The organism is Streptomyces sp. NPDC086777 (assembly GCF_040702065.1).
Taxonomy (GTDB): Bacteria; Actinomycetota; Actinomycetes; order Streptomycetales; family Streptomycetaceae; genus Streptomyces.
The window spans coordinates 80,926-93,873 of sequence record NZ_JBFBJI010000019.1 but is presented as its reverse complement, the minus strand read 5'-3'; the positions used below and the strand labels follow the sequence as shown (position 1 = coordinate 93,873).

General features: G+C 71.2%; 12 protein-coding genes. 4 read left to right on the top strand and 8 right to left on the bottom strand.

The genetic code is table 11. The features are described from left to right. The first annotated feature begins 41 nt into the window (after positions 1 to 41). Complete coding sequence (locus tag AB0472_RS25845) at positions 42 to 1,472, top strand: MFS transporter (protein WP_366359429.1); 1,431 nt, start codon at positions 42 to 44, stop codon at positions 1,470 to 1,472. A gap of 38 nt (positions 1,473 to 1,510) precedes the next feature. Here the strand turns inward: AB0472_RS25845 and AB0472_RS25840 are convergent, their stop codons facing one another. Beyond that, the gene (locus AB0472_RS25840) at positions 1,511 to 2,947 is read right to left on the bottom strand and encodes a glutamate decarboxylase (RefSeq protein ID WP_366359428.1); all 1,437 of its coding nucleotides are present in this window, start codon (positions 2,945 to 2,947) and stop codon (positions 1,511 to 1,513) included. Positions 2,948 to 3,255: 308 nt separating this feature from the next. Continuing rightward, positions 3,256 to 4,515 carry an MFS transporter gene (locus tag AB0472_RS25835; RefSeq protein ID WP_366359426.1) on the bottom strand — a complete coding sequence of 420 codons (1,260 nt, stop codon included), beginning with the start codon at positions 4,513 to 4,515 and terminating at the stop codon, positions 3,256 to 3,258. 105 nt (positions 4,516 to 4,620) lie between these two features. Between AB0472_RS25835 and AB0472_RS25830 the strand changes: the two genes are divergently transcribed. Then, positions 4,621 to 5,202 (top strand): TetR family transcriptional regulator, encoded by a 582-nt coding sequence (locus tag AB0472_RS25830; protein ID WP_366359424.1) that lies wholly within the window; start codon positions 4,621 to 4,623, stop codon positions 5,200 to 5,202. Positions 5,203 to 5,768: 566 nt separating this feature from the next. On the opposite strand, the gene AB0472_RS25825 is transcribed toward AB0472_RS25830, so the two are convergent. From AB0472_RS25825 to AB0472_RS25810, 4 genes are all read right to left on the bottom strand, one after another. After that, positions 5,769 to 7,541 carry an ABC transporter ATP-binding protein gene (locus AB0472_RS25825; protein ID WP_366359423.1) on the bottom strand — a complete coding sequence of 591 codons (1,773 nt, stop codon included), beginning with the start codon at positions 7,539 to 7,541 and terminating at the stop codon, positions 5,769 to 5,771. 413 nt (positions 7,542 to 7,954) lie between these two features. Continuing rightward, positions 7,955 to 8,257, bottom strand: coding sequence for a DUF3618 domain-containing protein (locus AB0472_RS25820; RefSeq protein WP_366359421.1), 303 nt, complete (start codon positions 8,255 to 8,257; stop codon positions 7,955 to 7,957). Beyond that, positions 8,254 to 8,640: a phage holin family protein gene (locus tag AB0472_RS25815; RefSeq protein WP_366359419.1), complete on the bottom strand. Its 387-nt coding sequence runs from the start codon at positions 8,638 to 8,640 to the stop codon at positions 8,254 to 8,256. Before AB0472_RS25815 ends, AB0472_RS25820 begins: the two co-directional genes overlap by 4 nt. Positions 8,641 to 8,998: 358 nt before the next feature. Then, positions 8,999 to 9,481 carry an MSMEG_6728 family protein gene (locus AB0472_RS25810; RefSeq protein WP_366359417.1) on the bottom strand — a complete coding sequence of 161 codons (483 nt, stop codon included), beginning with the start codon at positions 9,479 to 9,481 and terminating at the stop codon, positions 8,999 to 9,001. Positions 9,482 to 9,915: 434 nt separating this feature from the next. Here AB0472_RS25810 and AB0472_RS25805 point away from each other — a divergent pair, with 434 nt between their 5' ends. Both AB0472_RS25805 and AB0472_RS25800 read left to right on the top strand, forming a co-directional pair. Further along, a complete protein-coding gene (locus AB0472_RS25805) occupies positions 9,916 to 10,428 on the top strand; it encodes an NUDIX domain-containing protein (RefSeq protein WP_366359559.1) in 513 nt (170 codons plus the stop codon). 321 nt (positions 10,429 to 10,749) lie between these two features. After that, complete coding sequence (locus tag AB0472_RS25800) at positions 10,750 to 10,950, top strand: DUF397 domain-containing protein (RefSeq protein ID WP_366359415.1); 201 nt, start codon at positions 10,750 to 10,752, stop codon at positions 10,948 to 10,950. Positions 10,951 to 11,217: 267 nt separating this feature from the next. Here AB0472_RS25800 and AB0472_RS25795 read toward each other — a convergent pair whose 3' ends face one another. Further along, on the bottom strand, positions 11,218 to 11,706 hold the full coding sequence (locus tag AB0472_RS25795; RefSeq protein ID WP_366359413.1) for a hypothetical protein: 489 nt from the start codon (positions 11,704 to 11,706) through the stop codon (positions 11,218 to 11,220). A 48-nt stretch (positions 11,707 to 11,754) separates the two neighbouring features. After that, positions 11,755 to 12,615 carry a helix-turn-helix transcriptional regulator gene (locus tag AB0472_RS25790; RefSeq protein WP_366359411.1) on the bottom strand — a complete coding sequence of 287 codons (861 nt, stop codon included), beginning with the start codon at positions 12,613 to 12,615 and terminating at the stop codon, positions 11,755 to 11,757. Positions 12,616 to 12,948: the final 333 nt, after the last annotated feature.

The window sequence follows — 12,948 nt, the reverse complement described above, 5'->3', positions numbered from 1 at the left end:
TTTCGTTCTCGTGTCCAGGTCGATGGGATGGAGTTGGGGCCGTGGCGTTCGCGGAGTCGTCGGCCGGTGGCGGTGGGGCGAAGTCCTCTGCCCGTTCGGCTCCGAAGCCCGGGCAACGGTCCTGGGCTCCGCTGCTGGCGGTGTGTGCCGGTTATTTCATGGTGATCCTGGACGTGACGGCCATCAACGTCGCCGTGCCGGTGATCGGCCGGGACCTGTCGGCCTCGCTCACCGGCATCCAGTGGATCACCGACGGCTACACGCTGGTCTTCGCCGGACTGCTGCTCACCGGCGGCGCGTTGGGCGACCGGCTGGGCAACCGGCGGGTCTTCTGCGCGGGCGTGGCGGTGTTCACGCTCGCCTCGGCCGCGTGCGCACTCGCGGCGAGCGCCCCCGTCCTGGTCGCGGCCCGGCTGGTCGAGGGGCTCGGCGCGGCCCTGATCGTGCCCGGCTCCCTGGCCCTGCTCCAGCAGGCCTACCCGGCGACGTCCGCACGCTCCCGGGCCTTCGGGCTGTGGGGTTCGATGGCCGGCATCGCGGCCGCCGCCGGTCCGCTGCTGGGCGGGCTGCTCGTCTCCACCCTCGGCTGGCGCTGGGTGTTCCTCGTCAACCTGCCCGTCGGAGCGGCCTGCCTGGTACTGACCCTGCGGCACGTGACCCGCTCACCCCGCCGCGCCGACCGGGCCCTGGACTGGCCCGCGCAGTGTGCGGTGATGGCGACGGCCGCCCTGCTGACCGCCGCGCTCAACGAGGCCGGACGCCGCGGCTGGTCCGATCCGGCCGTGCTCGCCGGGCTCGGCCTGGCCGTCCTGGCCGCCGTGGCGTTCGCGGTACGCGAGCGGCTCGCCCGCTCGCCGGTCCTGCCGCCGAGCATGCTGCGCTCCCGGGCGATGAGCGGGGGAGCCGCCATCGGCCTGCTGTTCAACTTCGGCTTCTACGGCATGGTGTTCACCGCCAGCCTCGAATTCCAGCACCAGCGCCACTTCAGCGCCCTGGGCACCGGGGTGGCGCTGTTCCCGGCAGTGGCGATGACCATGTTCGCCTCCGTCCTGTCCGGGCGGCTGACCCGCCGTACCGGCGATCGTCCACTGGTGATCTCCGGCATGCTCCTGGCCGCCCTCGGACTGGCCGGCTGGGCCGCCGCGGGCGCCGACCCCGCCTACCCGCTGCTCGTCGCCCCGATGATGGCCGCGGGATTCGGCACCTCCTTCGCCCTCACCGGGTCGACCGCCACCGTGATGGGGGCCGCGCCCGCCGCCTACGCGGGCGCCGCCTCCGCCCTGTTCAACACCACCCGCCAGATCGGCAGCGCCACCGGCGTCGCGCTCGGCGGCAGTCTGCTGGCCACCGCCACCGACTACACCACCGGACTGCGTGTCAGCATGGCCGTCGGCGCGCTCGCCTACCTGACCGCCGCGGGCCTGGCCTGGCTGTCCGTACCGGCGCTGCCGAAGGGACCCGGGACTGCCTGAGGACGCCGTGCGGACCCGGGGACGCGGAAGTCGCGAGCCTACACGGAGGTGTTGGCGTGCGCCGGCTCCGCCGCCACGACGAGGGGCTTGACGACCGGCGCGGGCATGGACAAGCGCGGGCGGAGCTGCCGCGTGACGTCCGTCAGGTCCGCGATGAATGTGCCCGCGAGCTCCGCGGTGAACCCGGTGCGGACGACGAGGCGCAGGACGGAGACGTCCTGGCAGGGAGCGGGGAAGGTGTAGGCGGGCAGCTGCCAGCCGCGTGCGTGCATGGCGCGGGAGACGTCGAAGACGGTGAAGCCGTGGGTGCCGTGCGCGAGACGGAAGGCGAGCGCGGGGAGTTCGGAACCGTCGGTGACCAGCTCGTAGGGCCCGACGGACCGGATGCGGGCGGCGAGGGCCTGGGCCGTCGTACGGCTCTGCACCGCGAGGTGGCGCAACCCCTCGAAGCCGTACCGCAGGAAGCTGTAGTACTGCGCGACGACGTGGGCGCCCGGACGGGAGAAGTTGAGGGTGAAGCTGGGGGAGCGGCCGCCGAGGTAGTCGACCTCGAAGACCAGGTCCTCCGGAAGGGCCTCGGCGTCACGCCACAGAGCCCAGCCGAGACCGGGGAAGACGTGCCCGTACTTGTGCCCCGAGGTGTTGATGGACGCGACCCGCTCCAGCTGGAAGTCCCACATCAGGCCCGGGTCGAGGAACGGAGCCACCATCGCGCCGGAGGCGCCGTCGACGTGTACGGGGATGTCGGTGCCGGTCGCGGCCTGGTAGCCGTCCAGGGCCATGCAGATGTCGGCGACGGGCTCGTAGGAGCCGTCGTACGTGGAGCCGAGGACGGTGGCGACGCCGATGGTGTTGTCGTCGCAGTAGGCGGTGAGGGTGTCGGGGGTGAGGTGGTAGCGGCCGGGCTCCATCGGGACGTAACGCGGCTCGACCTCGAAGTAGTTGGCGAACTTCTTCCAGCACACCTGGACGTTCGCGCCCATCACCAGGTTGGGCCGGGCGGTGTCCTTCCCCTGCGCGCGCCGGCGCTGCTGCCAGCGGCGCTTGAGCGCGAGGCCGCCCAGCATCGCCGCCTCGCTGGAGCCGGTGGTGGAGCAGCCCCTGACCTGCTCCGGGTGCGGTGCGTGCCACAGCCGGGCGAGCATCCGCACACAGCGTTCTTCCATCGCGGTGATCTGCGGGTACTCGGCGCGGTCCGCGAGGTTCTTCTCCGCGGTGTCGGCCATCAGTTGCCGTGCCTGCGGCTCCATCCAGGTGGTCACGAAGGTGGCCAGGTTGCGCTGCGCGCTGCCGTCGAGCGCGAGTTCGTCACGCACCCGCTGCAGCACGAGGTCGGGCGGGGACGCCGCCGCCGGCAGTTCGTCGGCGGGCCCGGGGAGCTGGGTGGCGGCTGGCGGGACGAGGGTGTGGGTGCGGGTGTCGGTCTCGGTGTGGAAGTCGGTCGCGGAGATGACGTCGGTATCCGGGATGGGCATGTGCGCCTCGGTGCTTTCTGGTCCGTGTGGCCCCCGTGCACTTTCGACGCTAGATCGCCGAGCGGTGCGGCATCTGTGCTGATTACACCGATCCAGCGACCGGTTTGCGGACCGATGAACTGAATTTTCCCTTGCGTATACGGGCGGGCGGTGGCGGGGCCGCCCGAAGGGAGGGGGAGCGGCCGCGCACCGGCTCCGCGCCGATCCGCCCGGCCGGCGAGCCGACGGCTCCGGTGCCACCGTCGATGCGTGCGACGCGCACCCCGGAGCGGCCGTCCGTCCGATCGACCGGCCGACGGGCTCCGCGCTCAGGTACCGGCCGGTTCCGGCTCGTCCACTTCCCTGGGGTCCCCGGGCTCCCCGGGCTCCCCGGGCTCCCCGGGCTCCTTGGGCTCCTTGGACTCCCGGGGCGAACGGGCGGCCGGTGTGGCGAAGGCGGCCGCGACCACCAGGACGAGCACCAGGATCAGGGCGTGCCGCAGCCCGAAGTGCTCACCTAGGTAGCCGAGGGCGGGCGGGCCCACCAGGAAGGCGACATAGCCGACGGTCGCGGCGAGTGCGACGCGGGCGGCGGAGTCGGCACCGGAGTCGCCCGCCGCGGAGAGCGCGACGGGAAACCCGAGTGACGCCCCGAGACCCCACAGGACGGCGGCGGCAGCCGCGACCACCTGGTTGTCGACGAAGATCACGAGAGCCAGTCCGGCGGCCCCGACGAGCGCGCTCCCGCACAGCGCGGCCGCCCGCCCGAAACGGTCCACGAACCGTCCGCCGGCGAAGCGCCCCAGAGTCATGGCGGCGGCGAAGACCGCGTACACGGCCGAGCCCAGCGCCGCGTCGAAGCCGTGCCCGTCCACCATGACGAGCGGCAGCCAGTCGTTCGCGGTGCCTTCGGCCATCGCGAGCGCGAGGATGACACAGCCGATGAGCAGCAGTGCGGGATCCTTCCACACCGTGGACCGCGGCGCGCCCGTCGCACGGCGTCCGACGGTGGTCTGCCGTCCCACCTCGGCCGGGACGCGCCGGATGACCAGGCCGAGTGCGCCCAGCACCACCGCGGCCACCACGAGCAGATGGACCAGGACCGGGAAGCCGACCGCCGTCAGGCACATGCCGGCGACCGCCCCGAGCACGGTGCCCAGACTGAAGAAGCCGTGCATGGCCGGCAGCGTGGAGCGGCCGAGCAGCCGCTCCACCTCGGCGCCCTCGACGTTGAGGGCCACCTCGCCGCCGCCCATGCCGAGCCCGAACAGTCCGAGGCCCAGCGCGACACAGGCCCCCGAACCGGCGGCGGCCCCCACCCCGACCACCACGGCGCCGGCGGCGACGGCCGACGTGCCGGCCAGGATCACGAGCCGGGCGCCCCAGCGGGCCACGACCGTGCCCGAACACAGGATGCCGAGCATCGAGCCGACCGAGAGCCCGAACAGGATCAGGCCCATCTGCGCCGTGGAGGCGCCGAGCAGGTCGCGCACGTCCGGGGTGCGGGTGACCCAGGAGGAGATGGTCAGCCCGGGCGCGAAGAAGAGGACGAACACGGCGGTGCGACGCCGGGCGAGGTCAGAGGTCATGAGCGGTGGCTCCAGCTGGATCCGTACAGAAGTCTGTACGACCGTACACACTACCTGTACATCTGTACACACTCGGGAGGGGGCAACCCATGGCACATTGAGGGCGTGAGCGGTACACGACGCGAGATCCCGAACGATCCCGGACGCAAGGAGCGGATCCTCGATGCAGCCCTGGACGTGATCTCCGAGAGCGGCGTGCACAGCACCACCCACCGGAAGATCGCGGCGCGTGCGGACGTCCCGCTGGGCTCGCTCACCTACTACTTCGACGGCATGGCCGACCTGCTCGCCCAGGCCTTCGCCCGGCTGTCCGACACCATGTCCGGGCTCTACCGGCGGACGCTGCAGTCCGCCTCCTCCACGGCGGAGGCCGAGGCGGCCGTCGTCGAGCTGATCTGCGGTCCGGCCTACGCCACGGAACGCGACATGACCCTCATCTTCGAGATGTACGCCTACGCCAACCACAACGAGGCGGTCTCCGTCACGACCCGCACCTGGCTCGAACGCAGCAGGGACAGCCTCGCCCTGCACTTCGCCCCCGGCGTCTCCCGCGCACTCGACGCGCTGATCGAGGGCTGGCCGATGCACCGGGCGTTCGCGGACGCACCCCTCGACCGCCGCCTCGTCACCGAAACGGTCCGCGCGATCGTCGCCGCCGACCCACGCCTGTCCACGGACACCACCTGAAGAGCTCGTACGGACCCCCGCATCGCGGTTGCGCCGCAAGCCGGCACGCATCCCCTACCTGCCCGGCCGGAGGGGCAAGCGGAGGCCTCTCAGGCCGAGCACGACGTGGCACTCCCGCAGCCCTGTCGAGACTTCCTCATCAACATGGGCGGCGGTGGTGCGTCTCCATACTGCGGACTGATCCCGTTGAAGGAGTGCACACTCTTCACGATGAACTCCAGAGACACCGGCCGGGCTCAAGGGGATACAGCCGGGCCTCTCGGCGCACTCGCGGTGGAGACCTGTTCCTGCACGTCATCGAACGCGGCTGCAGCGATCTCGTGCTCATCGGAATGACCGGTCCGCTCGCCGGGAGCATGCTCATCGGCCTCATCGGCAACGCAGACGGTTTCCGGGGGCCGAACGTGTCCTCGGCCCCGGACTTTCTCGCCCGGTACGAACGCCGGCTCGACCACATGGCTGCCGGACAGGACAACCGGGCTCTGGCGCTCACTTCACCCCAGCTCCGAGCCCATCCTCCGCAAAGGCGGCTCGCTCACGCGTCGTAGACGCGACCGCGGCGCGCGTCAGGCCACCTGGCTGCCGTGGAGCGCGGTGTAGGCGCCGCCCCGGTGCAGCAGTTCCTCGTGGGTGCCGATCTCACGGATGCGGCCGTCGTCCATCACCACGATGCGGTCGGCGCCGCGCACCGTGGACAGCCGGTGGGCCACCACGAACGTCGTACGGCCGCGCAGCAGGCGGGCCAGCGCCTGCTGGACCAGTGCCTCGGAGCGGGTGTCCAGCGCCGAGGTGGCCTCGTCCAGTACCAGGACGCGCGGGTCCCGGATCAGCGCCCGTGCGATGGCGAGGCGTTGACGCTGACCGCCGGAGAGCCGGGCGCCGCGCTCGCCGACCACGGTGTCCAAGCCGTGCGGCAGCCGGTCCACGAACTCCAGGGCGTTGGCGTCCCGCAGTGCGGCGCGCACCGTTTCCTCGTCGGCCTCGTCCTCCATGCCGTAGGCGACGTTCTCCCGGACCGTGCCGTCGAAGAGGATCGACTCCTGCGGCACGACCGAGACGAACCGCCGGTAGGTGCGCAGGTCGAGGCCGCTCATGTCGGTGCCGTCCAGGAGCAGCCGGCCGGAGGTGGGCCGGATGAAGCCGATGACGAGGTTGAGCACGGTCGACTTGCCGGCCCCCGAGGCGCCCACCAGGGCGACCGTCTCGCCCGGGACCACGTCGAGGCTGAACTCCGCCACGGCCGGACGCCCGGCGTCCTCGTAAGCGAACCCGACCCGTTCGAAGGTGACCGCCCCGCGGACGGCGGTGACCTCCTCCCGGCCCTCGTTGTCCTCCAGTTCGGGCGCCTGGAGCACCTCGCCCACCGAACGCACCGACTCCAGGCCCTTGGTGATGACCGGAGCCAGACTCGTCAGCGTCGTCGTGGAGTTGGTGAGTGTGGTGAGGAAGGCGCTGAGCATGACGACGTCGCCGGGCGTGACACCCCACACGCCGTAGTACGACACCAGCGCGGCCGCGGCCAGGACGGCGACGCCGATCACGTTCAGCACCACCCAGGCCAGCGACCCGAAGCGGCCGTTGACCAGGTCCAGGCGCATCCCCGAGGTGAGCAGCCGGCTCAGGGTGCCGTCCATCCGACGCAGCGCCTTGCCCTCCAGACCGTGGGCCCGGGTGACCGGGATGAGCCGCGTCATCTCGGTCACCCGTGAGGACAGGGTCTCCACCTCGTGCCGGAAGTGCTCGTTGTGGGTCCGCAGCCGCGCCCGCAGCCGGGCCACCAGCACGGTCGCCGCAGGCACCACGATCAGGAAGACGGGCAGGAACTCCGGTGTACGGACGCCGATGATGACCAGCCCGCCGGCCAGCACGGTCAGCGCGCCCAGTCCCTGCTCGGCGGTCTGCTGGACCATCTGCTCGACGGTCTCGACGTCCCGTACGACCTTGGCCTGGAGCACGCCCGCGCTGACCCGGGAGTGGTAGCCGATGGACAGCTGCTGCATCCGCGTGCACAGCGCGGAGCGCAGCGTGGTTCCCATCCGGCGGACGCTGCCGTAGAGGAGCCGTACGTACAGCACGTGCAGCGGATAGTTGACCAGCAGGATCGCCATGATGACCGCGATGGACGTCCACAACCGGGAGACGGGTCCGTGCTGGACGACCGTGTCCACGACGGACGCGGTGATCAGGGGCAGGAGCCAGATGGGGCTGTGCTTGACGGTGAACACCACGACCGCCGCCGCCAGCTTGCGGCGGTCCGCGCCCAGCAGATAGGCGAGTGTCCGGACGGGGTGTTCGCCCCGATAGCGGTGATCGAGCGGCCGTTCCGACGTCGACGCCATCGGCGGTGATCCTCCCCTGCCCTTGCCTTGACCCGCAGCAACCGCTTTCCCTCGGTCCGTGGCTCACCGTACACCGTGCCGCGGCCACCGGCCGAGGGATTATGGGCCGGACCTGCGCGCATGACGGTCGGGCACGGCAGGAGACCGACGAGCCGAGCGAGCACACCACACCCGCCTGGCCCGCCTGGCGATCGAACCAGGCCGGTGCCGCCCTGACAACGCCCCACCGCACAACTGGCGCCGGAGGGCAGCTGGGGAGGCGCGCCCGCCGTACGGCGCCCGCGCCCCCCACACAACGGCGTCACGCCGGGTACGGGGCGGCCCTCGGCCGGGCCACGTCCCGGCCGGCCCGCCCACGACGCCGAGAGCCGGCCCCACCGGCATGTAGGCGATCTTCGCTGCCTTCATCCCGCTCATCCCTTCACGCGACGGCAGGCCGCCCACACCAGCACGGCCGCACCCGCCACTGCGACCGCGCCGACGGTCCTCACCTTCAGTTCCCCGGCCCTGAGGGCGGCCTGTTCCTTGAGCTGTCCGCCCCTCACGGCAACCTGCTCCCTGACCTCGACGCCCTTCCGTCGGGCACGTGCCTTGACGTCGGTCTTCGCGGCGAGGGCCGCGACCGTCCGCCCCAGCTCGGCCCGGGTCCGCTCGACCTGTTCGCGCAGTTCCCCGGGGTCGGCGGCGGTGGCTTCGTCACGCGGCGGCTGCTTCATCGGTGCGCACTCTCCCTGATCGTGGCCACGTCGGCCTTCACGTTCTCGACCGTCTGCTCGGGCGTGGGCGGCGCCGCCCGCCCGACCTGCTTCCTTCCGCTCCTGGCCAGCACGGCGGCGATCACACCGAGCACCGCCGTGACGATCAGGCCCGCCGCCCACACCGGCAGCACCGTCGCCAGCGCGGCGATCACACTGGCGACCAGTGCCTGGAGCGTCAGGAAGCCGACGACACCGGCGCCGCCGAACAGGCCGCCTCCCTTGCCGTAGTGCTTACCCTTCTCCTTGAACTCTGCCTGCGCCAGCCTCAGTTCGCCGCGGACCAGCTCGGTCAGCTGCTGCGAGGCCCGCTGCACCAGCTCACCCACCGGCTCCTGGTCCAAGCGGTCCGTGCTCCTGCTGGATGAGACCTGGGGCGGCTGCGTACTCGACACGGCGCTCACCTTCCATCCTTTTCTGTTCCTGCCCGCCGGTCCTGTCCCGCCCGGCGGCCCGACGAACGCGCGAGTACCCCGCACGGCCGGGTTGAGGACACCGATGACCGGGCGTCGGCGGTGGGGTGCTGCGGGGGCCGGAGTCCGACGCCGAAACCGTCCGAGAGCCTGCCGCCGCGGGCGTTCTGCGGCGCGGGGCGGAGTCGTGCACAGATCCCTGCTCCACCCGGATGTGGAACGAGGACGACGCGCGCCGGCTGGACGATGCCCGACATCTCGCCGCCGGGCACGGCTGTCGTGCCGCGCTTCACCGGCCGGTCGGGCTGCCTGAGCGATCCGACGACGGCCACACGTACGGCAGGTCGTCGTGCACGCCCGGGAACAGGCGGACGTACACGTCGTGGTCCTTGCGGACGAGCGCCGAGCGGTGGCTCTCGTGGAGCGCCTCGTCGCCGAGCCAGGGCGGGAGCTCCCCGGCGGCCGCCAGTTCCGCCTGGTCACGCACCCGGGCGCCCGGCCGGTGCGCGGCGAAGTCGGCGACCAGGGAGGCGGCGCAGCTGTCCTGGTGTCCCTGTTCCCGCCAGACCCGGCAGATCTCCAGGCCGTAGCGCACGAGTGCCTCCTCGTAACCGGTCCACATCCGTACGGCCGGGTGGTGGCGCCATCCGTAGCCGGGGACGGTCAGACCGCGAAGGACCTGCAGTGCCTCGACGCGCTGTTTGCCCAGTCGGCGCCGGTCGAGCAGGAGAGCCGTCTGCCGGAAGTCGGGGTCGGGCAGGAACGTCTGCATCGGTCACCGCTCCGTTTCCTGTGCGGCGCGGGCGAGTTGCGGGCGGCCGCCGGGCCGGCCTGGGCGCCGCCGCTCACCTGGTACCGCGGGGCCTCAGGAGGACCGTCCACCGTACGGCTCGCTGCCCCGGTGATCACGGAGGGCGGCGATGCGCCGCGGCCGCTGCCCGCCTCGCGCGCCCTCCCCGCGCCCTTCGTATTCTCCGTGTGCTCCGTGGTCTTCGCCATCGCTGCCCCATCTCGGACGAACGGGCCCCACCCCGAGACCGCGCCCGCGGACCGGCGCGGTCTCGTCCGCCGACAACCCTGTTCACGGACGGCCGGCCGGACGGACGGATCCCAGCCGTGATCTTCGAGCCGGAGCACGATGGGTGCGGCCTTGGCGCGCCCCCTACCGGCCGTCGGGACGCGGTGTTGTCGGTGGGCTGTGCCAGGGTGTGCGTCGTGGATGAGTGGGTGGAGCGCGTCGACGATCAGGATCGTGTGCTGGGGACGGCGGTCAGCCGTCGGCAGGCCGTCCGGGAGGGCTGGCTCCACCGGGTCGCCGTGACGGTATGCCGTGATGAGCGTGGGCGGATCCTCGTCCACCGACGCTCGGAGCAGCTGTCGCGCTTCCCCGGGCACCACGAGGTCATGGTCGGTGGCGCCGCGCAGGTCGGTGAGTCCTATGAACAGGCCGCCGCGCGGGAGCTGGCCGAAGAGCTGGGCGTTCGGGTGCTGCCGCGCCTGCTGTTCACGTTCGTCAACCGCAGTGGTCTGAGCCCCCACTGGCTCGGCGTGCACGAGGCCGTGCTGCCGGATGCCGTGGTCCCCGATCCCGACGAGGTCGCCTGGCACGGCTGGCTGGCCGAGCCGGAGCTGCGGTCGGCCCTGCTGGAGTGGCGCTTCACCCCCGACAGCCACGAAGCCTTCAGCCGCTACCTCGCGTTCCGTACCGCGCAGCCCTGACCCGGCCCGCCGTACGGGCCGGGACGCCCGCCTGCGGCCGGCACTCACGCCGTGCCTGCGCACGTCAACTCGCTTACGGATCGGCCTGGTTACGCGTCCGGAGCGTGTGGTTGTACTGCAGGCGACTTATCGGCCTGTTCGCATATGGCGGGTTGGTCCGGCCGCCCGTAACCTTGGGTTCGGTAGCCGAAGGTAATTGTGCGGGCGCTGTTCGTCGTCAACGGCCGGAGCGATCCCGCTGTTGCTCTGCGGTAGTGCACAACCGTCCACTAGAGTTGCTGCGCACCATCCGGACGGATCGGGGGATCGGGAGGAACTGAGGTGGTGCATGGGGGGAAACCCTTGTGGCGCAGAAGCAGCAAGAGCGGCAACGAGAACGAGTGTGTGGAGGTCGCGGTGGAGCCTGGCCGTGTCCTGGCCCGCGACTCGAAAAGGCCCGCCCTGGCTGTCGTGACCTTTACCGTCGGCGTCTGGGCCGAGTTCCTGGACGCTGTGAGGGCAGGAGAGTTACAGAACCCGTGACGTTCTTGACCAGCCAGCCGCACAGGGGAGGGGGACGTATGGATGCCGGCGCCTCGGCCGTTCAACGTCCGGGCAGGAAGGGCCGCAGCCGGTCGTCGGCCGTGGGCGGAGCGATCACCTTCACGCTCGCTGCGGGCGCAGTGGCAACATTGGGAGCCGCCGCCGCTTCGACACTCGTTGACAGCGTTGTCCTCAAGCGCATCCTGTGGATCGTGGTGGCCGTGATCATCGCAGTGAGCGCCGGTCTGTGGCGGGCGGGAGCAGCGCCTACGGCGTCCCCCCGGGATCCTGATCCCCTTCCACGCGGCTCCCAGACGGGCTCCCCGCGCTAGCCCGTGCCACCCTGCGGCGTCCGAGGGCCCGCTTGCCCCACCAGACCAGCCCGCTCAGCAGCCCGGCGCCGCCCATGGTCAACGAGCTCGTGCCGACGGCCGGAAGCGGCAGTTTGAGACTGGCGGCCCTGTTCATGACGAACACGGCCGCTGCCGCCACGATGAGCAGGCCGAGCAGGCATATCAGCCCCCGCAGAGCCAGCATCCGGAACTCCGTCCGCCCGCGGGCGGTCTCGAGCTCCACCGCGTTCTGCGTGCGGGCCTTCTCTATCGCAATCAGATTCTGCGCCTGAGCGGGGTCCTGGATGGCCTGGGCCATGAGCACCTCGCTCGCCGCCGCGCCCGCCGGCTCCGTACCGTCGGGCGGATCTGCCTGAGGCTGCAGCCAATCCAGCAGGCGCTGCCATACCGACCTGGAGACCACGTGTGGCCCTCCTCCTGGCGTCCGTCACCGGCGACGGGTGCCAGGCTGCTAACGGACGCCGAGGTCCTGCTGGATACTGCTGATCAGTTCGGCCGACTCGGCCTCACCGAGCGCCATGTCGGTGATCGTGCGGAAGCATTCCTGGTAACGGGCGAGCAGTTCGAGGTCCTCGCCGCCCGTCATACTGCCCGCGGCGTGCTCCAGGTAGAGAAGGTCGTCGTCATCGGGAAAACCGAGCAGGACGAAACTGCCCAGCGTGCTGTAGTGCGCCCCGGCCTCGAACGGCAGCACCCTGATGGACACTTCATCGAGGCCCGAGAGTTCGAGCAGATGGCCCAGCTGCCCGGCGAGGACCTCCGGGCCCCCGATCTTCCGTCGTACGGACGCCTCGTCCAGGACGAACACGCAGGCCGGTCGGCCTGACCCGTCGAACATCCGCTGCTGCCGCTCCATACGCAGACTCACGACCTTGTGGAACGTGTCCTCCTTCAGGTCGCGGGGGGCCAGGAGCGCCTCGGCGTATTCACGGGTCTGCAAATGGCCGGGAACCACGATGGGGTGGTACGTGTGCAGGGTCGCCGCCGCCCCCTCGTAGCCGAGGTACTGGGCGAACTGCGGGCTGAGTACCTCGTGGTAACCGGACCACCAGCTCGGTCCCTTGCTGCCCCGGGCGGCCTGCTCCAACTCCTGCACCTCGTCGGCGTCCGCCACCCCGTACAGCGCCAGCAGCGCCCGCAGATCACTGACCGACACACCGACCGTTCCGGTTTCGACCCGGATCAGTTTCGACTGCGACCACTCGACCTGCTCGGCCGCCTCCCGCTGACTCAGCCCCGCACGCTCACGCGCATGGCGCAGAGCCAGGCGCAACCTGCGCCTGTTCAGACTGGGATCGATCTGGTGTGCCATCACCGCTCCGCTCTGTCTCCGCGCACGTACCCGCAACCGGTTCGGCCATGCACAGAAAGTTCCTAGCTGTTCGCATCGCTCATTATGCCCGGAGCTTTCTGCATAGAGCTAAACGGTGCTGTCGGAAACGAACAGAGTGTCACACCTGGCGAACGCCGGGCTCCCACGACCTGCGCGGCAAACCCATCCGTCCTGACTCAACGTCACAGCCCTCGCCTGCGCTCCCGAACGGCCCACCTTTTTCGCACAGTTGGCGCGCAGGGGAGTGCGGAAGGGGCGTGCGGAGTGAACTAGCCCTGCCTGAACGCTCCTCCGCGCCCCTGGACCGACATG

What these genes read in the sequence shown, in the direction of transcription:
- AB0472_RS25840 (WP_366359428.1), bottom strand. Translation starts at nt 2,947, where the DNA reads ATGCCCATCCCGGATACCGACGTCATCTCCGCGACCGACTTCCACACC.
- AB0472_RS25835 (WP_366359426.1), bottom strand. Translation starts at nt 4,515, where the DNA reads ATGACCTCTGACCTCGCCCGGCGTCGCACCGCCGTGTTCGTCCTCTTC.
- AB0472_RS25825 (WP_366359423.1), bottom strand. Translation starts at nt 7,541, where the DNA reads ATGGCGTCGACGTCGGAACGGCCGCTCGATCACCGCTATCGGGGCGAA.
- AB0472_RS25820 (WP_366359421.1), bottom strand. Translation starts at nt 8,257, where the DNA reads ATGAAGCAGCCGCCGCGTGACGAAGCCACCGCCGCCGACCCCGGGGAA.
- AB0472_RS25810 (WP_366359417.1), bottom strand. Translation starts at nt 9,481, where the DNA reads ATGCAGACGTTCCTGCCCGACCCCGACTTCCGGCAGACGGCTCTCCTG.
- AB0472_RS25790 (WP_366359411.1), bottom strand. Translation starts at nt 12,615, where the DNA reads ATGGCACACCAGATCGATCCCAGTCTGAACAGGCGCAGGTTGCGCCTG.